Raw genomic sequence first — 21,915 nt, 5'->3', positions numbered from 1 at the left:
GTCACTTCACCTATCATATCGGTTCGTCAAAGGAGGGGTAGTCAATGGCGTACGAGGCACGAAATTACGAGCAACTGCTGGGGATAGACGGTATGAGCGATACACTCATGAAGAATCATTTTACGCTCTATCAGGGGTATGTTGCGAATACCAATAAGCTGGCCGATGCGTTGAGCCAGATGCTCAAAGACGGTAAGGCCGGCACGCCGGAATATGCAGAGCTGAAGCGGCGGTTCGGCTGGGAATTCAACGGAATGCGCTTGCATGAGTACTATTTCGGGAATATGGTGAAGGGTGGGAAGGGTCCTGATTCTGGCTCGGAGTTGTACCGGGGGCTCGCGGCCGAGTTCGGGTCGTACGACAACTGGCAGAAGGACTTCAAGGCAACGGGAACGATGCGGGGGATCGGCTGGGTCGTCCTGTACCTGGACCCGGTTGCCGATCGTCTGTGTAATGCCTGGATCGGCGAGCACGACACCGGTCATCTGGCCGGGGGCGTCCCGCTGCTGATTATGGACGTATTTGAACACGCCTTTATGATCGACTACGGACTGAAGCGGGCCGATTACATCGAGACCTTTTTCAAGGGGATCGACTGGTCGGCCGTCGCACAGCGCTACGCCAATGCGCCGAAGGCGGCCTTGTAAAAGCGGACGGGAACAATGAGCCTGTATTGGGACGATACGTATGAGATTGCCGAGGCGCTGATCCAGGCGCACCCTGAGCAGGATCCCCTGGAGGTCCCGTTCACAACGCTGCAAAAGTGGATCACCGATCTCGCCGATTTCGACGACGACCCCAACCACGTCTCCGAGGCCAAATTAGAGGCGATTCAGATGGCCTGGTACGAGGAGGTGACCGGCTAACCTCTCATGTCGGAGTGACGCCGTCATGCCTGCGCGGTCTTACGACACGCTCCAGGGGACGTTGGAGCGGATCACCTATGTCAATGAAGAGAACCACTATGTGGTGGCCAGGCTCCAGGTGTCGGGGCGCCGCGACCTGGCCACCATTGTGGGTAACCTGCCAACCGTCACACCGGGCGAGACCCTCAAGCTGACCGGCGAGTGGGTCCAGCACACCAAATACGGCGAACAGTTCAAGGTCGAGGCGTTCGAAACCATCACCCCTGCGACCCTCGCCGGCATCGAGAAATACTTGGGTTCCGGCCTCATCAAAGGGATCGGCCCGGTCTTCGCCAGAAGGTTAGTGGAGGCGTTCGGCACCGATACCCTGCGGATCATCGAGGAGGAGCCTGCCCGCCTGCTTGCGGTAGATGGGATCGGCGAGGTCCGATTGCAGCGAATCCGGGCTGCCTGGGAAGAGCAGAAAGAGATCCGGGAGGTGATGATCTTCCTGCAGGGCCATGGCGTCTCCTCCGCCTACGCCGCCAAGATCTTCAAGGCCTACGGCAAATCCTCCATTGCTATCGTCCAGGAAAACCCCTACCGGCTGGCCAAGGACATCTATGGGATCGGCTTCAAGACCGCCGACCGCATCGCCCAGGCGATCGGGATCGAGAAGCAGTCGCCCCTTCGGGTAGAGGCCGGCGTCATCCATGTCCTGAATGAGCTGGCCGATGAGGGGCATGTCTACTACCCGCGTGACGGCCTCACAAAGGCGAGCGCCGGGATCCTGGAGGTCGACGAGGAGCTGGTGACGCAGGCGGTGGACCGGCTTCGACGCGACGAGCGGGTCATCTGCGAACCGGCGCCGCAGGGAACGGCGGTCTATCTCGCCCCGCTGCATGCCGCGGAGGACGGGGTCGCTCGGCGCCTGCTTACGCTGGCGGAAGGCGGCGCGCCCCCTCCCGACATCGACATTGAACGCGCCATCCTCTGGGTCGAGCAAAGCAACCGCCTGCACCTGGCGGCGCAACAGCAAGAGGCGATCCGTCAGGCGCTCCAGCAAAAGCTGCTGGTCATCACCGGCGGTCCCGGCACCGGCAAGACCACCATCCTGCGATGCATCCTGCAGATCCCGGACAAGAAGCATCGTCGGATGCTCCTCTGCTCGCCTACGGGGCGGGCGGCCAAGCGGATGAGCGAGGCCACGGGTCGAGAGGCCAAGACCATCCACCGACTCCTGGAGTTCAGCCCAAAGGACGGCCGGTTCAAGCGAGACCAGCACCGGCCGCTGGAGGCCGATCTGGTGATCGTCGATGAGGCCTCGATGATCGACGTGGTGCTGATGAATTCGCTCCTGAAGGCCATCCCGTCGGCCGCTGGCCTGATCCTGGTGGGCGACGTCGACCAACTCCCATCGGTGGGGCCCGGTGCTGTCCTCCGAGATATTATGGCGTCGGGCCTCGTACCGGTGATCCGGCTGTCTGAGATCTTCCGGCAGGCCCGAGAGAGCCAGATTGTGGTCAATGCCCACCGGATCAATGGGGGCGAGATGCCGTCGTGCGCCGACTGGGAGGCGCGAGAACGCAGCGACTGTTACCTGCTGGTCAAACAGGAACCCCAGGAGGTCCAGACGGCCATCCTGGAGCTGGCCTCGCGCGGCCTGTCGGGACGGCATCGCGTAGACCCGATGGAGGAGCTACAGATCCTCACCCCGATGCAAAAAGGCCCGATCGGCGCCATGGCTTTGAATCAAGCGCTGCAGGCGCTCCTGAACCCGTCCGGGCCGGAACTGCTGCGCGCCGGCCGCCTCTATCGCCGCGGGGATCGGGTGATGCAGATCAGGAACAACTACGACAAGGACGTCTACAACGGCGACATCGGCCGGATCGTGAACCTCGATCACGAGGACCGCGAGGTAACTGTGCGGTTTGACGACCGCCAGGTGAGCTATGATTTTAACGAGCTGGATGAGTTGGTGCTCGCCTACGCCGTCACGGTCCACAAGAGCCAGGGCAGCGAGTATCCGGCGGTGATCATTCCGGTGCACACCACCCACTACGTCATGCTGCAGCGCAATCTCCTGTACACCGCCATCACGCGCGGCAAGCGTCTGGTCGTCCTGGTCGGCACCAAAAAGGCGCTCGCCATCGCCGTCAAAAATCAGAAGATCCAGCAGCGCTACACCGGCCTCGTGGCTCGACTGCAAAGGGGCCTGTCGGCGTCTCACCTTCAGACGAATGACCAGGAACCCGCACTATCGTTTCAGCTTTCCGAGTGAGGTTGTTGGTGAACGCGAATAATCAGACAGAAGCCGGCACAGAAACCAGGAGCGCGCAGATCCTGGCGCTGCTGACCGAACGGCGCGAGCAGCTTGCCGCGCGGATCCGCCAGGCGCTCCATGAACGCCGGGAGGAGTCGCAGATGCGGGATGCGCCGGGCTCGCACGGCTGGGCGGCCGCGCCGGAGGGCAACATCAGCCTGGCCATGGTGGCTCAGCAGCAGCAGCTTTTAGCCCAGATCGACGCGGCGATCCAGCGCCACAAGGCCGGGACCTACGGCCGCTGCGGCGGCTGCGGCGAGGAGATTCCGCTCCCCCGCCTGCAGGCGCTCCCCTTCGCCCAGCGCTGCGCCCCCTGCCAGGAGGAGTGGGAGACCGACAAGCAATGAGGCCGAGGTGCATCTAATGAAACGGCTTTACCGACTGAGTCCGGAGGAGCGCATCCAGATCCGTGATCAGCTCGCCGCCGCACTCTCCCAGTATCCCGGCGTGCTCTTCGCCTATGTCTACGGCTCATTTGTCGACTCTGAAGCATTTCACAACGTGGACATTGGCGTCTATCTCTCCGGCAGCACCATCAATACGGATGTCGCCGCCAATCTTTCGCAACGCCTGAGCGGCAAGATCAAGCTGCCGGTCGATGTGCGCATCCTGAATCCGGCGCCGATCTCCTTCCGCTTCCACGTTCTGCGGGGCGAGTGCCTGTTCTGTCGCAACGACGACCTCCGCACCGACCTCATGGAGGACACCATGCGGCGCTATTTCGACATCGCCCCCCTGCTTCACCATGCCGCAAAAGAGGCCTTCGGCACATGACCCTGAATCCCGATCTCATTCGTGCACAGTGCTCTGAGAATCAGGCACGAGTGCATGACGTCATCCAGCGAAATCTGGACGACCTGACAAGCTTTGCCTCGGCGATGGTCCAGCTCATCTGAACATCGGCCGTGGAGATTTCTTGACACGCTGATAGATGCTGGCTCGCCTTGGCTATCGGGCAAGCGTACACGTCCAGCCCGCCAAGGTATGACCGAGCCGATGGCTCGGATGCGGTGAGGATATCCCGCTGCCCCGTCTGCAGGCGCTCCCCTTCGCCCAGCGCTGCGCCCCCCGCCAAGAGGAGTGGGAGGCCGACAAACGATGACGTGAGGACGTCTTCGATGAAACGATTGTACCAACTGAGTCCGGAAGAGCGAGAATCGCATCAAGAAACTCAAATACACCTTCGGGGTCGACGGGTCCTGCTTGAGGCCCTTCTCTAAGACCGAGGCTGCGTTCTTCGCATATCTCCAGAATCAGCCCCAGATTTCTACTGACTGCAATGCACTCAACGATGGGCGCCAACGTCTGATGTCGCCTGCTCCATTCAGGCTCAGATGAACATAGTGTGAGATGAATCCATCGCGCCTATTAACCTCGATTATGTCGATTAAACCCCTTGACAGTAAAGTAATAATCACTATACTTATACTATACTGATAAACTCAAGGGAGCCAAAATGGACCTGCAGACAGAACTGAAGCATATTGAATCCCTTTTGCTCGATCGGATTTCCGCTGCCGTCTCGAATCGTGACGTTGCCGCAGTTGCTGCGCTTAGCAGCCTTGCCAAGGAATGCGAGGCCCTCGAAGGGGAATTTACCACACTCAATCGTCGTATCGAGGCGGTTAAGAGCACCCTCAATGATCCATTATCTACGTCAACGATCTCTCACAAACCGATCTATTCTATCCAAACTCATACCACCTCACGCAAGGCGGCTGCCGCAACGGCGCGCGACGAATGGGTAGCGGGACTTCGAACGCATGGCGTCTCGTTACGTGGGCGCGGCAAGCGGTATCAGACGGCGCGGGGACGGTCCGTAGCAGTGGCGTTCGCGAATGAACTTTCTATTTCAGAAAACCGGTGGTTTCTTGGTCTTCGTGATGAGTCAGGAGAAGTCGCAGTGCTTTTATGCAAGTCTCTCAAGGGGAAGCTCTATGATATTGTGCTGCCTGTTTGGCATTTGCGCGAGGTATGGCGTGTCCTCAGCAGGAGCCACGGCGAGGTGAAATTCAACGTCAAAAAGGATGCGGACCGATTCTTACTACTCGTTACTGGGGACGAGCCGTTGGATGTTACAAAGTACGTAGGCAACTATGAACCACTTCGCTAATACAGTCTAAACCATGGCGTGCGGCGTACTGCTGGCAGCATCTGACGCCTAGCATCCGACAACGATCAGGAGGCGAGAATGGTAAAAGTCAAGACAGTCGAGAAACAGATCTGGGACCTGGAGGGATTCGACGTGGCAATCCTCCGGGAGGATGGGCGGGATATTCGGGGCGACCGAAATGGTCTGCCCGCATATCCGTTCGAGCGTTGCGCGAAGAATGACATGACGGTTGCAGCTTGGAAGGAACAGCGGTTCCTACCCAACTACTCCGGCTTCCACGTTGCAGTCTACGATGGGGATGGACAGGAGGTGCACGGAGGGACTAAACTCGGGACCTTGCGCGATACTTACCTCGAAGAGTAGGAACAATGAGGAGGGCTGTCGGAGGCCTGAATGCCCGAGGCGTTATGGCTTTTCCACGCCTCCCAGAACGTTCTCGAAGAGGTCGTGAAAGCCAGTGCGAGGGCCGATCGCCATCTCCGCTGGGTGAGTATAGGGAACGCCAGGAACTCTTGGACGCAGGATAGGGGATTATTTCAAAACGGTAACGGTTGGAATCGCGATCACTCACGGGTCGTACCACAATTCACGGTGCTGCAGACGGTGCCTCAGAGATACTGGCGCAAGAACAGGCGAAACAATTTGGGGCGGCGATTCAGGATTCATCCAAGGTAGTGCTGGATTTCAACCAGTGACTTTTACCATATAGTAAGAAGACCGACTGCGGAGGGATTCCATGACCGCACAAATCGCCATCATGAACAAAAGCGCGATCGCTCTTGCAACGGACAGTGCGGTCACGCTGGGCGCCGCTAAGGCCGGTGGCGCCGCTAAGGTCTACCAGACCGTTGAGAAGCTCTTCAGCCTCCCCAAGGACCATTCGGTGGGAATCATGATTTCGGGTAATGCCGAGTTTATGGGAGTCCCGTGGGAAACGATCATTAAGGTTTATCGGGGTAATCTAGGTCAACAGTCCTTTGCCAGGCTGGAGGATTACGCTACCCATTTTATCCGCTTTCTCGAAGATCAGAATCCGCTGTTCACGGAGGCTCAGGAGGAGGCGCATGTACGCAGGGCGGCACAAACAATCTTCGTTGAGCATATTCGGACAGAAGTCGACGGCCTGATGGAATCAGCCTCGGAATCCGGTATAAAGTTGAACAAGCGTATGATCAGCGACATTGTAGATCGAGCGATCCTCCCTAATTACCAGCGGTGGAAGGCGGCCCCACCGTTGCAAGGCGTGCCACCGGACCACGGACAAAGCGTTGCTGAACGCCACGCCGCGATCTTCGACGAGGCCATAGAAGACATCTTCGAGGACCTGCCGCTCAGTCGTGTGTCCCGTGAACGACTTCAGAAAATCACCTCGTATATGTTTTCTAAGGAAAGCTTTCACCCTGACTTAACATCCGGTGTCGTTGTGGCGGGATTTGGGGAAATCGAGCCATTTCCATCGCTTTTGGAGTTTCAGGTCGAGGCTACCGTCAACAAACGTCTCAAGTACGCGCAAAATGCACGGTTGCAGATCTCATTTGAGACTGATGGGTGTATACGGCCATTTGCACAGGATGAGATGGTGGCCCTGTTTATGAACGGCGTCGATCCTGACTACCAGAAGGAACTAGAAATCCGCCACAAAGAGTTGCTGGCGAACTACCGGCGACGACTGCTTGCCACGGTCAAACCGCTTCGGGGGCACGGGACCCGGACCTTGGGGAAGCAGTGGGAGCGTATCGGCAATGAGCTGCTGAACCAACTGAATGAGCGGCTCGAGGAATATCGTGCCACGTGCTACGCCCCCGTCATGCATGCCGTTGCGGCGTTGCCGAAACACGACTTAGCCGTCATGGCGGAGGCCACGGTTAGCCTGACATCGTTCAAACGGCGGTTCTCGCTGGACATGGAGACGGTCGGAGGTCCCATCGACGTAGCCGTCATCTCCAAAGGAGACGGGTTCGTCTGGGTCAAACGTAAGCAGTATGCCAGCCAAGAGCTCAACCCGCACCTGTGTGGCGGCCTGTAAGGGTACATCCAGAATGGGAATGGGATATCATCGACGCCGGCGTACGCAGCATTGGTACGGGTTAGACAGGGCGGCCCAAAATTCCTAGACGAGAGCTGTTCGATCAGCCTAGAATAACCTGAACAGATATCGAGAATTTTCAACGGTGCCGGCGGAGTTTGACTTCCAGGCGGCTCTCATGGCGGTAGACGAACGGAAACGGAGATCGAACGAGCGGAAGTTTGGCGCCTGGAAAGAGCTTTCAGACGGTGGACGCCGTTACTGGTACGAAGTGGCAGGCCGTCAAGGCTGGACCGCTCGATATTTCAAAGAAGTTGACGCCGAAGAAAATACGACGCGTCTCTGGCAAGAGATTTACAATGAGCGAGGCGTGCTTGTCGAGCAACATATCAAGTATCCTGTGGATGCCGGCCATGAACGGGTAGAGGAATAAGAAGATGCTGATTACCAGGGACACAGTAGCGGAGCAGCTTGCGGCGTACCTTGAGGGAAAAAAGGCGCTGGTGGAGATCGTATCATGGGCGCATGATGCCTTCAACGAAGGCGAGTTCGACGCGGCAGACCTTGAGGTCATTCGCGATGTGGTCGCTCGGCTCGGCCTCGCGGATGTGACGGCCTTTGGTCTGACCTGGGAGGACGCCGTCGAGATGCTGGGTCGCCTCGGCTATCGGGCAAGCGTACATGTCCAGCCCGCTAAGGTGTAGCCGATCCGATGGCTCTGTTGTGGCGAGGAGATATCGCTGCCACGCTTGCAGGCGCTCCCCTTCGCCCAGCGTTGCGCCCCCTGCCAGGACGAGTGGGAGGCAGACAAACGATGAGGTGGGAGCGCATCCGATGAAACAGCTTGGTTGCCGCCGCACAGCTCAGATCTCCGAGCCGCTACCCGACGCTCCTTTCATCTCGTTCTAAATTCTCTGAGTCGCGTGTGAGGCACCAGCGCATCCAGTGTCTTGAGGGTAAAAACCTTTCCTCGCGTGGCGAGCAGTAGCTTTCGCATATCTTCCCGCCGAACACCGAAGCCGCGTCCGGCAATGCAGGCAATAACCTCGTATTTCGGTGAGTCCTTTGGCCGTCCAGCCATACTCAGCGACCCAAGATGCTGAACTCGCGTGACCTTATCGCGAGCCGTACCATCGTCCTCGGTGATCTTTGCCTCAATGATAACCTGTGGGTTGAATTCATCGGGTACGATGAAGTCAGGAGTCTGATCAAAGCCGGGGATCTTCTCAGCCCGTTTGGTCTTCCGATAGCTGATGCCTGCCGCTGACAGAATGTTCTCGATTGCCGCTTCAAGGATGTCGCCCACGAGTTCAGATACGGAATCTCGGTGTCCGGCGAAAGGTCGCCCGAGAAATCGTTCGTAGAGCAGCATGGCGTATGGTACCCCTATGCCTGCCAAGTGACGGATCGCAGATCCGCCTTCCCGCGTATCGGCCTTGTCTAAACGGTGAATCTTATCCGCGTTGGTTTCGGGGACTGGAGCGTTGAGCAGTTCGCAAACCGTGTTTATGAGCGCTTCCAATCTTTGGGTGGTCTCGGCACTGAATCGGATCGGGGATAATGGCGACATACGAACCTTTCGATCGAGCGCACGAGCGAAGCCTTGCGTCACCTCGACACCGGTTTGCTGCGTCGCCACATAGGCCCATTCCGGTGGGGTAAAGCCGAGGATGGTGCGGAGAACGATCAGCGCGAGTGGCGTCCGTTTGACGGCGGACAGCACCACTTCGCCCGTGAGGTTGTTGAATCCTCCTGTCGCCTGCTTCAGCGCTTCGTAAGCCTGTTCGAAGAGCGGATAGTCAACGAACCCATCACCTTTCGGGAGTACCAGAAACTCTGACTCAAGGCATGAGAAGATAGCCGGGACAAAAGCGTCCGGGTCGGCCTCGATCTCCTGATACGAAGCCTCAAAAGGATATTTCATCGGTGGTGGGCCCGTAGGTCGCTTCAGTCTCACGAATCATCGCGCTTGTCCGTCCCGCCAACCGGGTCAGGTCCTTGGGCAGGTATTTTTCGATACGCAAGGCGCCCCCCAGAGATTCAACAGCACTGGCAACCCGGCGCATCTTGCCCTCGACTGGATTATCCTTGACCCAACCGCTTCGGAGATGCCAAATGGCCAGCCGGATCAGGTGACCATGAGCAATGCACCGACCATCTCCATGCGTCGGCTTTAGCCCACCTACCCGAAGCTGTTCCAAATCCTCTTTTACCAGACCAGCTACCCCCTGGATGGTTGAGACGATTATCCGACGCGGCACACGACCTGTCGAACGGCACACAAATACGGTATCAATGATGGAAGATCCAGTGCCATTAATGTGGATCGACGCGCTCATTTCGGCAGGACAAGGAAGCGAGGCTGAGCATACAAGCCCTGCATCGAGGATGGCAACTGCCAACGGGTAATAGGCTTCGATGGTATTGTGGTGGTACGTGAAGACGAGAGGCGCGCCAGGCTTGAGGGCTTCTGCCATCGCGGAGAACACGGATGACATGCCTTCTGTGAAATGGACTGTGCCTCGTTCCATCGTGACGTTGCCGGTCAGTTCATCGTCACTTCGGGTTGTCTGATGCTCAAACGCCTTCTCCTCTGCCCCCACTAGCCGACGCAGCCACACGTAGCAAAAGTCCATCAACTCAGCGTATTGGACATTGGCGAAGTAAGGGGGATCAGTGAATACGGCGTCAAACGACGCGGGAGGATATTTCACCTGCGTTGAGCTGCCACAACATAACATGACTTGACGGACGCGGTGCCCTGGACGCTCATCCCCGATCCATTCCTCCCGCATCGGAATCTGAATCTTGCGCCCACCTTCATACGCGACCTCGAACGGTTTCTCACAGTACTGTTTGGCCCTGTCGAATTTTTCAACGATGTTGGACCATCCGCCACTTCCGATATTCAGCCCCGTCTTCTCGTTCATAATTCCAAGTAGGTTCGACTCGCATTCCACCAAGCCTACCGGAAATCCATGGACGGAGAAGATGTCTAAGGATTTCAAGGCATAGGTATCATAACGGCATAGCATGTTTTGATACCGGAGTAAGTCCGAGAGATTTGTCGCGAGGGCATGCCTCATCCGGTCATCAGGTTGCTTGGCAATCGCGCGACAGATCAGTTCAAGTCCGAGCAACTGCCGTTCATTAAACATTTCCCGGTAATGTCTGTAGCCCCAGCGATGAAGCCGATCGGTTTCGTCTCCGGACGGTATCTCGTCGTCGGGGACATAGATCGCTCGCATCCTCCGCCAACCCGCTGCGGCTTCGGCGTACGTCGTCAAGTCTTTGGAATCGGGCTTCTTGAAAAATCGCCCGTGGTGGCGTGGCCTGCAGCGTGCACAGTGGTATTCAATAGCAACCATCCGATGCTTCGGAGGGCCTGTCTTAGCTTGAGGGTACAAATTTAACTTGCCGCAATCAGGGCACTGGCAGCGGTTACGACTCGCCGGTCCTTCGAGAGTCAAAGTGTTCTTACACTGCCGGCAATCACCAAGAGCATGTTTGTCGTTCACCTCATTGAAGTCACCACACGCAGAGCAGATCACGACATTCTTTGGGTGCCGGCGGTTTTCCGCCAGGAGGAAGCCAGGGAATAGGTCAAATTCTTTGCCGCACCCTGAACAAGGATGTGTCTTGACCCACAGAAAGTACTTCACATGCGCTTCGGGCATATTGCAGATCGAACACCTTGTTCGGTAAAGATGGCCGACCTTTCTTTCGAGCCAACGGGCCAATTTAGAGGCAGCCGCCCGATAGGCGTCTAAATCGAGATGCTCGATTTCTTGCCGGACAATCCAGTACGCCATCGGGTTGATGTCGTAGCCAATAACATCACATCCGATACGGTTCGCTTCCAGGAGGGGCGTGCCACCCCCCATGAAAGGGTCGGCAATCCGGACTCCCGCTAGGTCATGCGATCGGAAAAACGTTTCCTGCACCGATCCTTCGACGAACTCTGACAAAAGAAGCGCCCGGAACAATGTCCCAGGCCGTCGAGCAAACCACTTGTGTACGGCAATGATCGGCCTATAGTTTTGCTGGATCTGCTTCTCCCGTAAGGCCAACTCCGCCACAAATGGCACATCGAATTGGCGCTCGATCCCTTTACCAAGAGTCGTTGGGTTAGTCGTGGATCTAACGGGAAGCTTATTTCTTTCTATCTGCATCTGTCTGATCATAGTTTCGTGGGGTGCAGTTCCTTTGGTGTTGTAGGGAAACATAAGTTAATGGGGACAAGCTATTCTAAAGGGTTCCATTTGTCAATGAGAGTGAGTTGATAAAGTGAGGGCGGAAGGAATTTTGCTGGGTGTCGCAGTTTTTGTGCCCATACGTACGCCGCCGGTGCGCGCCGCATTGATTCTGGTTGGACAGGGCGATCCAAAATTCCTAGACGAGAGCTGTTCGATCAGTCTAGAATAACCCGAGTAGATATGAGGAATCTTCAATCGCACCAGCAGAGTTTGACTTCCGGGCGGCTCTCATGGCGCTAGACGAACGGAAACGGAGATCGAATGAGCAGAAGTTTGGCGCCTGGAAAGAGCTCCCAGACGGTGGACGCCGCTACTGGTACGAAGTGGTAGGCCGTCAAGGCTGGACCGCTCGATATTTCAAAGAAGTTGACGCCGAAGAAAATACGACGCGTTTCTGGCAAGAGATTTATAATGAGCGAGGCGTGCTTGTCGAGCAACATGTCAAGTACCCTGTGGATGCCGGCCATGAGCGGTTAGAGGGATAGGAAGATGCTGATTACCAAGGACACAGTGGCAGAGCAACTTGCAGCCTACCTCGAGGGAAAAAAGAGGCTGGGGCAGGTCGTATCCTGGGCCCATGATGCCTTCAATGAAGGCGAGTTCGACGAGGCAGATATCGAGGTCATTCGCGATGTGGTCGCCAGGCTCGGCCTTGCAGATGTGACGGCATTTGGTCTAACCTGGGAGGACGCTGTCGAGATGCTGGGTCGCCTTGGCTATCGGGCAAGCGTACACGTCCAACCCGCTAAGGTGTAACCGAGCCGATGGCTCGGCTGCGGCGAGGAGATCCTGCTACCTCGCCTGCAGGCCCTCCCTTTCGCCCAACACTGCGCCCCCTGCCAGGGGGAGTGGGAAGCGGACACGCAATAAGGCGGAGACGTACCTGATAACACGGCTCCACCAATGTGCGGGTCTCAATTCTCGATGAATTCCTGCGGCGTCATTGGCCGAAGCGCGAAAGGCAAGTCGGCGATGTCGAGCAGGTCCTTGTCCCCGGTAATCAATAGCGTGGCCAGTGCGGCATGACAACATTCAAGGATCATGTCATCTTCGGGGTCTCGGCAGAGCGAGAATCTTTCCGTGGGATAGACGATCTTGGCATGGGATACAACGGCAGCAATGCCCGCAATGAGCGCTTGCATCTGCGGGTGAGTGATCTTCCTCTGCTCTTCGAGCTTGACCGGCGTCTCCCGATATTCTTGAAGAAGTGCCGGCGAGACGTAAATATCTGCTGTTCTGAACGCCTTTCTTACCGCCTTAGCAGGAGCACCGCCGAAGGCGAAGGCCGAGATAAGGACGGCAGTATCGATGACGACCCTATCTCTTCTTTTCGTAAGCCTTTCTCCTTACCGACCTTACGGCGTTGTCAATGTCCTTCATCGTCAGCTTGGTGTTCTTGAATGCTTCCTCTGCAATCTTGAAGGCCGCATCAAGCCTATCTTCAGGAGATAGGACAGCAAGGATAAAGTCATCGGGATTGATCTTTTTAGTTCCGCTCACAGCCATAACCGACACCTCCTTCTACATTGAGGTGCATTGTATCCCAAATAAGTTCTAAAGTCAGCCGCGATTCACGAAAAGCAGCGCATGGCAGCGACCCTGCGGCCACCCGCGGTCGCGCCTGCAGGCCCTACCCTTCGCCCAGCGCTGCGCCCCCTGTCAAGAGGAGTGGGAGCAGGGACGCAGCTAGTACTTAGTTGCGAAAGTTAGCGCGTACAAATCGTCACACCGGCGAAAGCCGGTATCCAGTCAAATCAATGGATTCCCGCTTAAGGACTGCGGGAATGACGTTGCGGGTATTATTGCAAGTAACACTAATGGCCGTAAGGAGGTACAGATTCGCTGACGCGGGCTCGGCTAAGACCAGAAAGTGGACCGCTTAAGAATCGCACAACGAACCGCCCAAAAACACGCACTTGCCCTATGACTTAGTCGGGTCGAGGAGGAGGACGTTGGTATCGACCACTGTGATCACTGTGGGTCGGCCGGACCACGCAGGGTCCGCATCAGATCATCCGTTGACCGGTCTAACTTGAGGATCCCGTAGACACTCGAAACCGGATCCTCCAAACTCACCTTCACGGCTGTGAGACGCCCCTTTTCCTCCCACAATTCCAGTACCTGGCCCGGCCGGATGCCCAAGCGGTCCCGCAGCGGTTTCGGGATGGTTACCTGCCCTTTTTCCGACACAATAGTTTTCATACGTTTAAGGTAGGAATTCTTACACGATATGTCAAGCAACTCATATACATCCGGGACAAGTCGTCGCCATTCCTGACCCTTTTTACGTTGACGAGGTTGTCGCTTTTCACTAGGATACTTTTGAGAGGATGAACGATGAGGCAAAATCTTGTCCAGAAGATTTTTGAGGCCCACCGGATCGCCGGGGAGCTGATTCCGGGCACAGAGGTCGCGATCCGGATCGACCAGACCCTGACGCAGGATGCGACCGGGACGATGGCCTATCTGCAGTTCGAGGCGATGGGCATCCCGAGGGTCAAGACGAAGCTGTCGGTCAGCTATGTCGACCACAACATGCTACAGACCGGCTTCGAGAACGCCGACGACCATCGATTCCTGCAGAGCGTCGCCGCAAGATACGGCATTTACTTTTCGCGGCCAGGGAACGGCATCTGCCACCAGGTCCACCTGGAGCGGTTCAGCGCGCCGGGTCAGACCCTGCTCGGTTCCGACAGCCATACCCCGACCTGCGGCGGCGTCGGGATGATCGCCATCGGAGCGGGCGGTCTGGACGTCGCTGTGGCCATGGGGGGCGGCCCCTTCTACCTCCCGATGCCGAAGGTAACGCTGGTCAGACTGAACGGTCGGTTAGGCCCCTGGGTCGCGGCTAAGGACATCATCCTGGAGGTGTTGCGGCGGCTCACCGTGAAAGGGGGCGTAGGGAAGATCCTGGAGTACGGCGGGGAGGGTGTCGCCGACCTGACCGTGCCGGAGCGGGCTACCATCACCAACATGGGGGCCGAGCTGGGCGCAACAACCTCTATCTTTCCCAGTGACGAGCAGACCCGCCGCTATCTTGCGGCGCAGGGTCGTGAAGGTAGCTGGGTACCCGCAGCTCCCGATCCCGATGCCGTCTACGATGAGATACTGGAGATCGACCTGGATCGGCTGGAGCCGATGGTTGCCCGGCCGTCGAGCCCCGACGAAGTCTGCCCGGTCTCGGAGGTTGAGGGAACCAAGATCTCGCAGGTCTGCGTGGGAAGCTGCACCAACTCCTCGTTCCGCGACCTGATGACCGTCGCGACAATGCTGAAGGGCAAAACCGTCCACCCGGACATCAGCTTTACGGTCACGCCCGGCTCCAAACAGGTCTACACCATGATCGCTGCCAATGGGGCCCTGGCCGATCTGATCGCGGCGGGTGGGCGGATCCTGGAATCGGCCTGCGGCCCGTGCATCGGGATGGGCCAGACGCCGGCCAGCGGGACCGCGTCGCTGCGAAGCTTCAACCGGAACTTCGAGGGCAGGAGCGGCGCGCCAAACGACAAGGTCTATCTGTCCAGCCCGGAGGTCTGCGCGGCCTCCGCCCTGGCCGGCGAAATCGTTCACCCGCGACGCATCGGTCAGCCGGTGTCGATCAGCCTGCCGGAGCAGTTTATCCTTGATGACAACCTGATCGTCCCGCCCTCGCCCTACCCGGAACAGGTCGAGATTATACGGGGCCCCAACATCAAACCGGTCCCCATCCGAGGTGAACTGCCGTCCACCATCGAGGGGGAGGTCCTCCTGAAGATGGGCGACAACATCACCACCGATCATATCCTGCCGGCCGGCTCCAAGATCCTGCCGCTCCGCAGCAACATCCCGGCCATCTCAGAGTATGCCTTCAGTCGGGTCGATCCGGAGTTTGCCACGCGGGCCAAAGAGAAGGACGGCGGCTTTGTGGTCGGCGGCAGCAACTACGGCCAAGGCTCCAGCCGGGAGCACGCCGCCCTGGCGCCGATGTACCTTGGCCTAAAAGGGGCCATCGTCAAGTCGTTCGCCCGCATACACCGGGCCAATCTGATCAACTTCGGAATCCTGCCGCTGATCTTTGCGGACGACAGCGCGTATGACGCAGTCGATCAAGGGAATGCCCTGCGGATCGAGCAGCTCACGCAGCAGATCCGAGGCGGACAGCAGATTATCGTGAAGAATGTCACCAAGGGGACCGACGTTGTGGTGAGGCACGATCTCACCCCTCGGGAGATAGAGATCGTCCTCGCCGGCGGGATGCTCAACTACACCATCAAGACAACAGCCTAGGAGTACAACATGGAAAATCTGCTGTGGCAGATCGGCGGACTCATACTCGTTGGACTGCTCACGTACTTCATTGTCTTCCGTAAGGGAGGACCTGGTTGAAAACACTAGACGCCCGCGGCGCGGGCGCACACCCCAATAGGGGCTGTACATTTGTCTTGACAAAGAATCGCAGGATATTTAGCCTGAAGCAATACAGTGACAGGCGACGTGTCAGTGCTGGATGCCGGCCACCGAGGACCAAAGCACGAAGTTGGATGGTCGTCATCTGATTTGAAAGGATGCGGACTATGAAGATACGGAAGATGATCGCAGCTATGGGGCTACTGGTATTTGCTCTGACGACGGTGGCTTGCAGTACGGTTAAAGGCGCTGCAGTTGGCGCGGGAGCCGGGGCCGCAATCGGCGCCGGCACGGGTTATGGGGCCGGCAAGGGCGCGCTCATCGGTACTGGCGTAGGCGCGGCTGCAGGCGCCGTTTACGACATAACGAAGTAGAATAGAGAATCGAGGCTTAATCATGAAGACCCGAATGCGCCTTATGGCAGGATTAGCTCTTGGGGTCGTGATGTGGGGCGGTACCGCGCTGGGGGAGGGCCCATCGACCGACTGCGACAAGCGAGTTAAGAAGGAGAAAGTGGAAGGCCAGGTAGTGAAGGTTGACCTGGAACAGGGCAGATTAACCGTGCGTGAAACCGATGGAACGACTCATGAGTTCCAGGCGTCAAGGGAAACACTTCAGGATTACAAAGCCGGGGATCATATTAAGGCGAAGCTTCGACCTGCGCAGAACTGTCCCTGATCGACGCTGAAAACGCCGGGTAGCCGATCAGATCGGCAAAGCGATCCTAACGTTTTATTCAAATCCCCCGACCTGACAGGGTTGGGGGATTTTGGTTGACAGGCACCATCGTCTTACATACAATCCGTTGACTGGAATCCTGCCACCGGGAGTTCCGCGGTTGCCCTCATCGTTCAGGTCACCTGGAATCCCTTTACGTATTCATTGTTTATTTGGAGGAGTAGATGTTTGCAAGAAAGGTCTGCGTCAAACTTCGCCCTGGAAGCTCCGTCGCATTTTCCCGAACATTGCAGAGCGAGATCCTCCCGATCCTGAGATCCCAGGAAGGGTTTTGTGATGCCCTCTCGTTCGTCTCGGGCGAACGGAATGAGGCGATCGCCATCAGCCTCTGGGACGGAGCCGACAGCGCGGAGGCGTATCATCGCGAGACCTATCCCCAGGTGCTGCAAGCGCTCGAGGGGGTCATCGACGGCGAGCCGCAGATCCACGCCTTCGCGGTTTCCAACTCGACCATCCACAAGATCCCGAATCTACCTTGGTAGGCGTTCAGGCAGTAATCGCCTTGACGGCGTCGGTGATCGCGGGAAACGCCTTGGCCAACTCCGCCCGCACTGTCGCGGTGGGCGGCAGTCCGATCTGACGCGCCATCATCAGGGCATTCGCCGGGGCTTGGCCGCGCACGTGGTTATTGAAGAAGATCACGATCTTGCTCTCGCCGGCCGCGGCAATCTCTCGAACCTTCTCTGCAAACGGCTGTAGTTCCGCTTCCGAGTACAGGTAGTCGTAGCGCTCTTCAGCAATCTCATGCTGCCGCCACTTTTCACGGTTCCGACCGTGAAAGCGTAGGTAGAGCAACCGCTGTGGCTCCAGTTCCAGCCTGATCGTCTCCTTGAACTGCGGCATGTCGATGTACGCCCAGCTCGCATCAAATGCAGCCAGCAGCGCCTTGGTCTCCTCGCTACGCTCGTCCCACGAGGCGTGACGCAGTTCAACCGCCATGGGATAGTCTCGAAACTGTCGCAGAAGGCTCGAAAGCGTATCCTGATGCTGAGGCGTGCAGGCAAACCATTCGGAGAACTGGATCAGCAGGCAAGCGAGCTTGCACTCCTCGGCAATCGGATGGATCCCCCGCTTAAAGTCGTCGTAGTCCGCCTGCGAGACCTCCGGCTCGGCGCCGGTCGCCTTCTTGAACATACCCGGATGGGTGAACTTCTGCCAGACCTTGATCGCGAACTCGAAATCCTTCGGTGTGATCGCCACCCACGCCCTCGCCGTCTCGGGATCGAGCAACCGATAAAAGGTCGAGTTGACCTCTACGGCGTTGAAGACCTGGCTGTACAGTTCCAGCTCATTCTTAGACTTCGCCGGATAAAAAATTCCGTTCCAGCGCCCAGGTCCTCGTGGATACGACCAGCCCGAGGTGCCGATCCGTACGTGCTCGCCGATATTCTTCATTGCCCCTTCAGGCCGGATGCCGTAAGGCTTTTCCGGGACGCCTTATACGCTAAGCAGCCGCAGGTCCAATCGCCCCTCGTACATGCCCGGGCACCAGAAAAATGCGCCGGATATCGGACGGGTGAACGAGAACAAGGCGTCCACGATCCCGTCCTCCGCGCCGACCATCCGCCGCAGGAGGGCGTCGAAGGGGTCGAAGGATGCGCCGAAGGCCACAAAGACCAACCCCGCGCGGCAGCCGTCGGTCCACGGCATCGAGCGCCTTAAGACGAACGCCTCTGGATCGAAGCTCTCCTGCGCCGTTCGTTTGATGTGCGCGGACGGCGGCGCGTCTCCGATCTCCTCGTTGTCACTCCGTCGGCGTCCGATCGTGTGATCCTGCTCCTGGATGGACTTGGCTTCAAAGCGATCGAGATCATGAACCCATTGCTGGACTGCGACACACGTCGACCCATTCAGTCCTTCGTCCTGTCCCTGGACAAAGGCAACCTCCGACGCGCGCTCGCCTTTCGGGTTCTCCGTGCCGTCTTCATAGCCGGTTAGATCGCGACCTTCCCCATAGGTGAAGGCATCAATGACCTGCTCCAGGCGAAATGCGGGCGCCAGCACCTCATGAATGCGCCTGGTTCGGTGCACCAATTCACCCCTGTCGTCTCCCCTCAGCCAACACCACAACGCATAGGGCGTCGAAGGCACCTCATACCCGCTGCCTGCATAACTTGGCGCGGTACAAAGACCGGGTATCGTCGCTCCGAGCGTGCGCACGAGCGACTGACCAAGACCGACCACGGTCTGTCGACCGTCCGCGATGTTGCTGAGCAATCGCAAACTCCTTCGAGCCTCGTCCTCATCGGTCAGAGAAAAGGTGAGATACCTGGCGACCGGAGGGGTCGGTTCCAGGATTCCGGATTGGACATTATCCATGGCAACCTCCGTCTGTAGGGGTCAATGCGTAGCTGCAGTCGCTTTTCGTCAATCGACCGGCTCGACCGTCACGGTCGTCAGTACTGAATTGGCGATGATGCAGCCGTCATGCGCCTGCTCGTGGAGCCTGACGACATCGTCGTGCGAGGGGGTCATCGTACCACCAAACTGGACAAGCGGGCGAAGAATAACCCTTGTCACGGCCAGTTTGCCGCTCGCGTTCTTCTCTAGAAACCCCGTCGCGTGATCCTCGTACGCATCGACGACCAGCCGCTTGCGTGATGCAATCGCCAGAAAGGTCAGCATGTGGCAGCCGGAGATCGCCGCAACCAACGCCTCTTCAGGATCGACACAGTCCGTATCGCCATGATAAGTGGGGGCCGCAGAAGCGCGCACCTGCACGCCACCGTCGAACGACCAGGCGTGATCGCGGTTATACGCCTCGTAATCGAAACTGGCGGATGTCCGCCGCCACGTCACGGTTGCGCTATGCTCTGACATGCTGCTCTCCTTCTATCCAACAGCCAGCGGAACGACCTGCCCCCACCCATCAGTCAGTGCTGCATGTACCAGGAATTGACGAACGTGCGCCAACATCTCTCGGTGATGCCGCCAATCGATAATATGTCGATGTTGCAACTGGCCGACCACGATACCAGGATGAATGTTCAGTCTCCCCGCAAAACCCCGAATCGCCTCTTTGGAGTAGAGCGGCCCCACACGCGCAATCCAGTTATTTAACTCTGCTGTGGGGACCAATGTGTCGGCCGCAAAGTCATTGACTTTCCTTTCGGCCGCGGGTCTCTGCTCCAAAGATGGAGCAGTCTCGCCGAAGATATCAACGTCAAAAGGGTGATGTGCTTTTTTCAGGCCATGCTTTTCTCGCAAGTGACCGAGTTCGTGAAATAAGGTGTGCCAAAAGTAATCTATTCGATCATAGCGTAGCGACAACACAATCACCGGGGCTCTCGGATCTAGGTCCAACCAAAAACATGCGCCATCGATCTTCGTAGAAGGTAGGTGCTCAATGAGCACGAGCCGGATTCCTGCCTCCGCGAGCATCTTGGGAACATGTCGAACGTCTTCTGGAGTATGGAGAAGCGTTTTCAACTCCTCAATTACACCCGGAAGACTGGACTCGCTGAATTGCGCAGCCGTCAACGCCCGAGCAATATGTCTTGCGCGAGCTAACCATGCCCAGTGCGCCAAGGTCAGTTCTGGCGCCGAGGTTCTGGCCGCAAAGGGCCAAATTTTTGGTTCGTCCGTGATATTCTTGATCCCGTAGAAATTCAGCACACGCTGTTCAAGAACATCTATGTTTTCCGTTCGCTCAATCCAGTGACGTCGGAGCAGCTCTCGGATTGGTACCTTCTCATAGAGACGGGCACGTCTTGACACGTCTTGGCCGCGTGTTTGGGTTTTCCCCACTTGCCATAACTGATAGGCGCTTTCAAGATTGAGAAAAAACTGAGGATCAACACCGAAGGCGTCTCCGAGGCCCTTGGCTGTTTCAGGAGTGATGGTTCTCTTGCCGAGAATGATGTCGCTGACGAGCTTTAGGGGTCGCCCAAGAATTTCCGCCAGATCCGTTTGAGTCCATCCACGCGCCTCTAGTTCCTCTCGAATCAGTTCGCCGGGAGGAAACACTTCAGCAGGTACCCTATATGTTGTCATCTTTTCAGCCATCGCCCTCTCCCGTTAGTGGTAATCCTCGATTCCAACCACTACGGCAACTTTATTTGGCGAAGTCCCCTCAAACTCCAGAATCAAACGCCACTGATCATTCAGTCGCATGGAATGCTGATATTGTCGGTCGCCTTTCAACTTCTCGAACCGCATGGATCGCAATTGGTAGAATACCCTTTCATCGGGGGCGGCTCGAATCTCCTGCATTCTCTGACGGAACTTCCTGACGATTGCCCCGGAGAAGCCGCCGTCAAATTTTGGGTCGGTTTCGAGTCGATCAAGTTGCTTGTCGCGGAATCGTATTTCCACTTCGGTAGTGTAGTGTGTCTAACGCTTCGTTACATTCATTCAAAAGCCCTCATTCCCGCGAAAGCGGGCATCCAGCGTCGAAAACCTGAATCCCGAGGTCAAGCCTGGAATGACAATATGTAAAGAGACTTATGGAACACTATTCTAAAATAGGAGACTTTTAGTATGATGTCAAGAGCTATTTAGTCACTTAGTGACTGAATGATAAATTACTAACACCGATCACTGCCTGTCATTCCAAGTCCGGCAATTTGTCACGTGGAACCAGGAGACGTATTGAACGTCTCTGCCCTAGTACCCGAGCGATGTATCCTCGCTTCTCCAGTGTCACGACCATCTGATGCACTGAAGGGGGTGTAACTCGGAAGTACCGCTGCATATCAGCCTCGGCGGGCGGCTGCCTGTTTACCTTGGTGTAGTAGTAAATGAAGGCGAGAAACGGTCCATGCCGTGGCGTGAAGTCGCTGGTCACTCACAATTCTCCCTTGAATGCGCGGTCGAGGATGGCGGGAGCAGCGCGTCGAGTTCAGTGGCAGTAATGGCTTCGGTCAGCATACGGGGTCACTCATCGCGCATCGCTCTCACGTCGAAGCAAACAGTTGCAAGCCGAGGGGCGGCCACCACTATACCCGATGAGGCCCGGCGCTTCAAGGTCACATGATCGGAGGATCGATGACGGTATTCGTACCCTCCAGTATCCTGTTTCTGAAGTTCGATGCATATTTGCGGCCGTCATTCCGGCCAAGCCCGCATCGCGGGCGTGAGCCGGAATCCAGGAACTACCGAGGGTTCTGGATTTCCGCTCCCCGCTTAAAGCCTGCGGGGACAAGCTTCGCGGGAATGACGACATGCGGAGTGCCGCCTTCTTCACCGGACTTCTGACTCAGGACACTGGTTGACAATTGCCGGGTCGA

30 protein-coding genes are annotated in these 21,915 nt (G+C 57.3%); 19 read left to right on the top strand and 11 right to left on the bottom strand.

Features of this window, described 5'->3' with window-relative positions:
• Positions 1-44: 44 nt before the first annotated feature.
• From C3F12_06260 to C3F12_06205, 12 genes are all read left to right on the top strand, one after another.
• The gene (locus tag C3F12_06260) at positions 45-647 is read left to right on the top strand and encodes a superoxide dismutase (GenBank protein ID PWB47560.1); all 603 of its coding nucleotides are present in this window, start codon (positions 45-47) and stop codon (positions 645-647) included.
• Positions 648-662: 15 nt separating this feature from the next.
• On the top strand, positions 663-866 hold the full coding sequence (gene iscX / locus C3F12_06255; protein ID PWB47559.1) for a Fe-S assembly protein IscX: 204 nt from the start codon (positions 663-665) through the stop codon (positions 864-866).
• Between the two features lie 25 nt (positions 867-891).
• Positions 892-3,126: an ATP-dependent RecD-like DNA helicase gene (locus tag C3F12_06250; GenBank protein PWB47558.1), complete on the top strand. Its 2,235-nt coding sequence runs from the start codon at positions 892-894 to the stop codon at positions 3,124-3,126.
• Complete coding sequence (locus tag C3F12_06245; protein PWB47557.1) at positions 3,123-3,515, top strand: hypothetical protein; 393 nt, start codon at positions 3,123-3,125, stop codon at positions 3,513-3,515. Before C3F12_06250 ends, C3F12_06245 begins: the two co-directional genes overlap by 4 nt.
• Positions 3,516-3,531: 16 nt before the next feature.
• Positions 3,532-3,942 carry a hypothetical protein gene (locus tag C3F12_06240; GenBank protein PWB47556.1) on the top strand — a complete coding sequence of 137 codons (411 nt, stop codon included), beginning with the start codon at positions 3,532-3,534 and terminating at the stop codon, positions 3,940-3,942.
• 244 nt (positions 3,943-4,186) lie between these two features.
• Positions 4,187-4,270: a hypothetical protein gene (locus C3F12_06235; protein ID PWB47620.1), complete on the top strand. Its 84-nt coding sequence runs from the start codon at positions 4,187-4,189 to the stop codon at positions 4,268-4,270.
• Positions 4,271-4,624: 354 nt separating this feature from the next.
• The gene (locus C3F12_06230) at positions 4,625-5,281 is read left to right on the top strand and encodes a hypothetical protein (GenBank protein ID PWB47555.1); all 657 of its coding nucleotides are present in this window, start codon (positions 4,625-4,627) and stop codon (positions 5,279-5,281) included.
• A 78-nt stretch (positions 5,282-5,359) separates the two neighbouring features.
• Positions 5,360-5,644, top strand: coding sequence for a hypothetical protein (locus C3F12_06225; protein ID PWB47554.1), 285 nt, complete (start codon positions 5,360-5,362; stop codon positions 5,642-5,644).
• A gap of 373 nt (positions 5,645-6,017) precedes the next feature.
• Positions 6,018-7,307 (top strand): hypothetical protein, encoded by a 1,290-nt coding sequence (locus C3F12_06220; GenBank protein ID PWB47553.1) that lies wholly within the window; start codon positions 6,018-6,020, stop codon positions 7,305-7,307.
• 178 nt (positions 7,308-7,485) lie between these two features.
• The gene (locus C3F12_06215) at positions 7,486-7,740 is read left to right on the top strand and encodes a hypothetical protein (GenBank protein PWB47619.1); all 255 of its coding nucleotides are present in this window, start codon (positions 7,486-7,488) and stop codon (positions 7,738-7,740) included.
• A gap of 4 nt (positions 7,741-7,744) precedes the next feature.
• Positions 7,745-8,011, top strand: coding sequence for a hypothetical protein (locus C3F12_06210; protein PWB47552.1), 267 nt, complete (start codon positions 7,745-7,747; stop codon positions 8,009-8,011).
• Between the two features lie 3 nt (positions 8,012-8,014).
• Positions 8,015-8,125 carry a hypothetical protein gene (locus C3F12_06205; GenBank protein ID PWB47618.1) on the top strand — a complete coding sequence of 37 codons (111 nt, stop codon included), beginning with the start codon at positions 8,015-8,017 and terminating at the stop codon, positions 8,123-8,125.
• Between the two features lie 77 nt (positions 8,126-8,202).
• On the opposite strand, the gene C3F12_06200 is transcribed toward C3F12_06205, so the two are convergent.
• Positions 8,203-9,231, bottom strand: coding sequence for a hypothetical protein (locus C3F12_06200; GenBank protein ID PWB47551.1), 1,029 nt, complete (start codon positions 9,229-9,231; stop codon positions 8,203-8,205).
• Positions 9,215-11,413: a DNA methylase gene (locus C3F12_06195; protein PWB47617.1), complete on the bottom strand. Its 2,199-nt coding sequence runs from the start codon at positions 11,411-11,413 to the stop codon at positions 9,215-9,217. Before C3F12_06195 ends, C3F12_06200 begins: the two co-directional genes overlap by 17 nt.
• A gap of 380 nt (positions 11,414-11,793) precedes the next feature.
• Between C3F12_06195 and C3F12_06190 the strand changes: the two genes are divergently transcribed.
• The 3 genes from C3F12_06190 to C3F12_06180 are packed head-to-tail and all read left to right on the top strand — an operon-like array spanning position 11,794 to position 12,433.
• A complete protein-coding gene (locus C3F12_06190) occupies positions 11,794-12,048 on the top strand; it encodes a hypothetical protein (GenBank protein PWB47550.1) in 255 nt (84 codons plus the stop codon).
• A 4-nt stretch (positions 12,049-12,052) separates the two neighbouring features.
• Positions 12,053-12,319 carry a hypothetical protein gene (locus tag C3F12_06185; GenBank protein PWB47549.1) on the top strand — a complete coding sequence of 89 codons (267 nt, stop codon included), beginning with the start codon at positions 12,053-12,055 and terminating at the stop codon, positions 12,317-12,319.
• A 30-nt stretch (positions 12,320-12,349) separates the two neighbouring features.
• The gene (locus C3F12_06180; protein ID PWB47616.1) at positions 12,350-12,433 is read left to right on the top strand and encodes a hypothetical protein; all 84 of its coding nucleotides are present in this window, start codon (positions 12,350-12,352) and stop codon (positions 12,431-12,433) included.
• Between the two features lie 44 nt (positions 12,434-12,477).
• Here C3F12_06180 and C3F12_06175 read toward each other — a convergent pair whose 3' ends face one another.
• The 3 genes from C3F12_06175 to C3F12_06165 all read right to left on the bottom strand — a co-directional run bounded on the left by C3F12_06175 (position 12,478) and on the right by C3F12_06165 (position 13,765).
• Positions 12,478-12,873 (bottom strand): putative toxin-antitoxin system toxin component, PIN family, encoded by a 396-nt coding sequence (locus C3F12_06175; GenBank protein PWB47548.1) that lies wholly within the window; start codon positions 12,871-12,873, stop codon positions 12,478-12,480.
• A gap of 7 nt (positions 12,874-12,880) precedes the next feature.
• Complete coding sequence (locus C3F12_06170) at positions 12,881-13,069, bottom strand: hypothetical protein (protein PWB47547.1); 189 nt, start codon at positions 13,067-13,069, stop codon at positions 12,881-12,883.
• A gap of 465 nt (positions 13,070-13,534) precedes the next feature.
• Positions 13,535-13,765 (bottom strand): AbrB family transcriptional regulator, encoded by a 231-nt coding sequence (locus C3F12_06165; GenBank protein ID PWB47546.1) that lies wholly within the window; start codon positions 13,763-13,765, stop codon positions 13,535-13,537.
• Between the two features lie 135 nt (positions 13,766-13,900).
• Here C3F12_06165 and C3F12_06160 point away from each other — a divergent pair, with 135 nt between their 5' ends.
• The 4 genes from C3F12_06160 (at position 13,901) to C3F12_06145 (ending at position 17,169) form a co-directional block, all read left to right on the top strand.
• Complete coding sequence (locus tag C3F12_06160; GenBank protein PWB47545.1) at positions 13,901-15,829, top strand: aconitate hydratase; 1,929 nt, start codon at positions 13,901-13,903, stop codon at positions 15,827-15,829.
• Between the two features lie 287 nt (positions 15,830-16,116).
• Positions 16,117-16,323, top strand: coding sequence for a hypothetical protein (locus C3F12_06155; protein PWB47544.1), 207 nt, complete (start codon positions 16,117-16,119; stop codon positions 16,321-16,323).
• A gap of 34 nt (positions 16,324-16,357) precedes the next feature.
• Positions 16,358-16,627: a hypothetical protein gene (locus tag C3F12_06150; GenBank protein PWB47543.1), complete on the top strand. Its 270-nt coding sequence runs from the start codon at positions 16,358-16,360 to the stop codon at positions 16,625-16,627.
• A 224-nt stretch (positions 16,628-16,851) separates the two neighbouring features.
• Positions 16,852-17,169, top strand: coding sequence for a hypothetical protein (locus tag C3F12_06145; protein PWB47542.1), 318 nt, complete (start codon positions 16,852-16,854; stop codon positions 17,167-17,169).
• 4 nt (positions 17,170-17,173) lie between these two features.
• Here the strand turns inward: C3F12_06145 and C3F12_06140 are convergent, their stop codons facing one another.
• The 6 genes from C3F12_06140 to C3F12_06115 form a co-directional block, all read right to left on the bottom strand.
• Positions 17,174-18,082 (bottom strand): hypothetical protein, encoded by a 909-nt coding sequence (locus C3F12_06140; protein ID PWB47541.1) that lies wholly within the window; start codon positions 18,080-18,082, stop codon positions 17,174-17,176.
• Positions 18,083-18,124: 42 nt separating this feature from the next.
• Positions 18,125-19,006, bottom strand: a complete 882-nt coding sequence (locus C3F12_06135) for a peroxidase (GenBank protein PWB47540.1) — start codon at positions 19,004-19,006, stop codon at positions 18,125-18,127.
• A 48-nt stretch (positions 19,007-19,054) separates the two neighbouring features.
• Complete coding sequence (locus tag C3F12_06130) at positions 19,055-19,507, bottom strand: osmotically inducible protein OsmC (protein ID PWB47539.1); 453 nt, start codon at positions 19,505-19,507, stop codon at positions 19,055-19,057.
• A 12-nt stretch (positions 19,508-19,519) separates the two neighbouring features.
• Positions 19,520-20,692 (bottom strand): addiction module antidote protein, HigA family, encoded by a 1,173-nt coding sequence (gene higA, locus C3F12_06125; GenBank protein ID PWB47538.1) that lies wholly within the window; start codon positions 20,690-20,692, stop codon positions 19,520-19,522.
• A gap of 12 nt (positions 20,693-20,704) precedes the next feature.
• A complete protein-coding gene (locus C3F12_06120; GenBank protein PWB47537.1) occupies positions 20,705-21,001 on the bottom strand; it encodes a plasmid maintenance system killer protein in 297 nt (98 codons plus the stop codon).
• Positions 21,002-21,233: 232 nt separating this feature from the next.
• Entirely contained in the window at positions 21,234-21,473 is a 240-nt protein-coding gene (locus tag C3F12_06115) for a MarR family transcriptional regulator (protein ID PWB47536.1), read from the bottom strand.
• Between the last annotated feature and the right edge of the window lie 442 nt (positions 21,474-21,915).

This window comes from Candidatus Methylomirabilota bacterium (genome assembly GCA_003104975.1).
In the GTDB taxonomy this organism is placed as follows: Bacteria; Methylomirabilota; Methylomirabilia; order Methylomirabilales; family Methylomirabilaceae; genus Methylomirabilis.
This window is presented reverse-complemented; position numbering and strand designations above follow the sequence as displayed.

What these genes read in the sequence shown, in the direction of transcription:
- C3F12_06230 (PWB47555.1), top strand. Translation starts at nt 4,625, where the DNA reads ATGGACCTGCAGACAGAACTGAAGCATATTGAATCCCTTTTGCTCGAT.
- C3F12_06185 (PWB47549.1), top strand. Translation starts at nt 12,053, where the DNA reads ATGCTGATTACCAAGGACACAGTGGCAGAGCAACTTGCAGCCTACCTC.
- C3F12_06165 (PWB47546.1), bottom strand. Translation starts at nt 13,765, where the DNA reads ATGAAAACTATTGTGTCGGAAAAAGGGCAGGTAACCATCCCGAAACCG.
- C3F12_06140 (PWB47541.1), bottom strand. Translation starts at nt 18,082, where the DNA reads ATGAAGAATATCGGCGAGCACGTACGGATCGGCACCTCGGGCTGGTCG.
- C3F12_06160 (PWB47545.1), top strand. Translation starts at nt 13,901, where the DNA reads ATGAGGCAAAATCTTGTCCAGAAGATTTTTGAGGCCCACCGGATCGCC.
- iscX (PWB47559.1), top strand. Translation starts at nt 663, where the DNA reads ATGAGCCTGTATTGGGACGATACGTATGAGATTGCCGAGGCGCTGATC.
- C3F12_06155 (PWB47544.1), top strand. Translation starts at nt 16,117, where the DNA reads ATGAAGATACGGAAGATGATCGCAGCTATGGGGCTACTGGTATTTGCT.
- C3F12_06220 (PWB47553.1), top strand. Translation starts at nt 6,018, where the DNA reads ATGACCGCACAAATCGCCATCATGAACAAAAGCGCGATCGCTCTTGCA.
- C3F12_06150 (PWB47543.1), top strand. Translation starts at nt 16,358, where the DNA reads ATGCGCCTTATGGCAGGATTAGCTCTTGGGGTCGTGATGTGGGGCGGT.
- C3F12_06190 (PWB47550.1), top strand. Translation starts at nt 11,794, where the DNA reads ATGGCGCTAGACGAACGGAAACGGAGATCGAATGAGCAGAAGTTTGGC.
- C3F12_06145 (PWB47542.1), top strand. Translation starts at nt 16,852, where the DNA reads ATGTTTGCAAGAAAGGTCTGCGTCAAACTTCGCCCTGGAAGCTCCGTC.
- C3F12_06225 (PWB47554.1), top strand. Translation starts at nt 5,360, where the DNA reads ATGGTAAAAGTCAAGACAGTCGAGAAACAGATCTGGGACCTGGAGGGA.
- C3F12_06210 (PWB47552.1), top strand. Translation starts at nt 7,745, where the DNA reads ATGCTGATTACCAGGGACACAGTAGCGGAGCAGCTTGCGGCGTACCTT.
- C3F12_06130 (PWB47539.1), bottom strand. Translation starts at nt 19,507, where the DNA reads ATGTCAGAGCATAGCGCAACCGTGACGTGGCGGCGGACATCCGCCAGT.
- C3F12_06250 (PWB47558.1), top strand. Translation starts at nt 892, where the DNA reads ATGCCTGCGCGGTCTTACGACACGCTCCAGGGGACGTTGGAGCGGATC.
- higA (PWB47538.1), bottom strand. Translation starts at nt 20,692, where the DNA reads ATGGCTGAAAAGATGACAACATATAGGGTACCTGCTGAAGTGTTTCCT.
- C3F12_06240 (PWB47556.1), top strand. Translation starts at nt 3,532, where the DNA reads ATGAAACGGCTTTACCGACTGAGTCCGGAGGAGCGCATCCAGATCCGT.
- C3F12_06215 (PWB47619.1), top strand. Translation starts at nt 7,486, where the DNA reads ATGGCGGTAGACGAACGGAAACGGAGATCGAACGAGCGGAAGTTTGGC.
- C3F12_06260 (PWB47560.1), top strand. Translation starts at nt 45, where the DNA reads ATGGCGTACGAGGCACGAAATTACGAGCAACTGCTGGGGATAGACGGT.
- C3F12_06170 (PWB47547.1), bottom strand. Translation starts at nt 13,069, where the DNA reads ATGGCTGTGAGCGGAACTAAAAAGATCAATCCCGATGACTTTATCCTT.
- C3F12_06200 (PWB47551.1), bottom strand. Translation starts at nt 9,231, where the DNA reads ATGAAATATCCTTTTGAGGCTTCGTATCAGGAGATCGAGGCCGACCCG.
- C3F12_06135 (PWB47540.1), bottom strand. Translation starts at nt 19,006, where the DNA reads ATGGATAATGTCCAATCCGGAATCCTGGAACCGACCCCTCCGGTCGCC.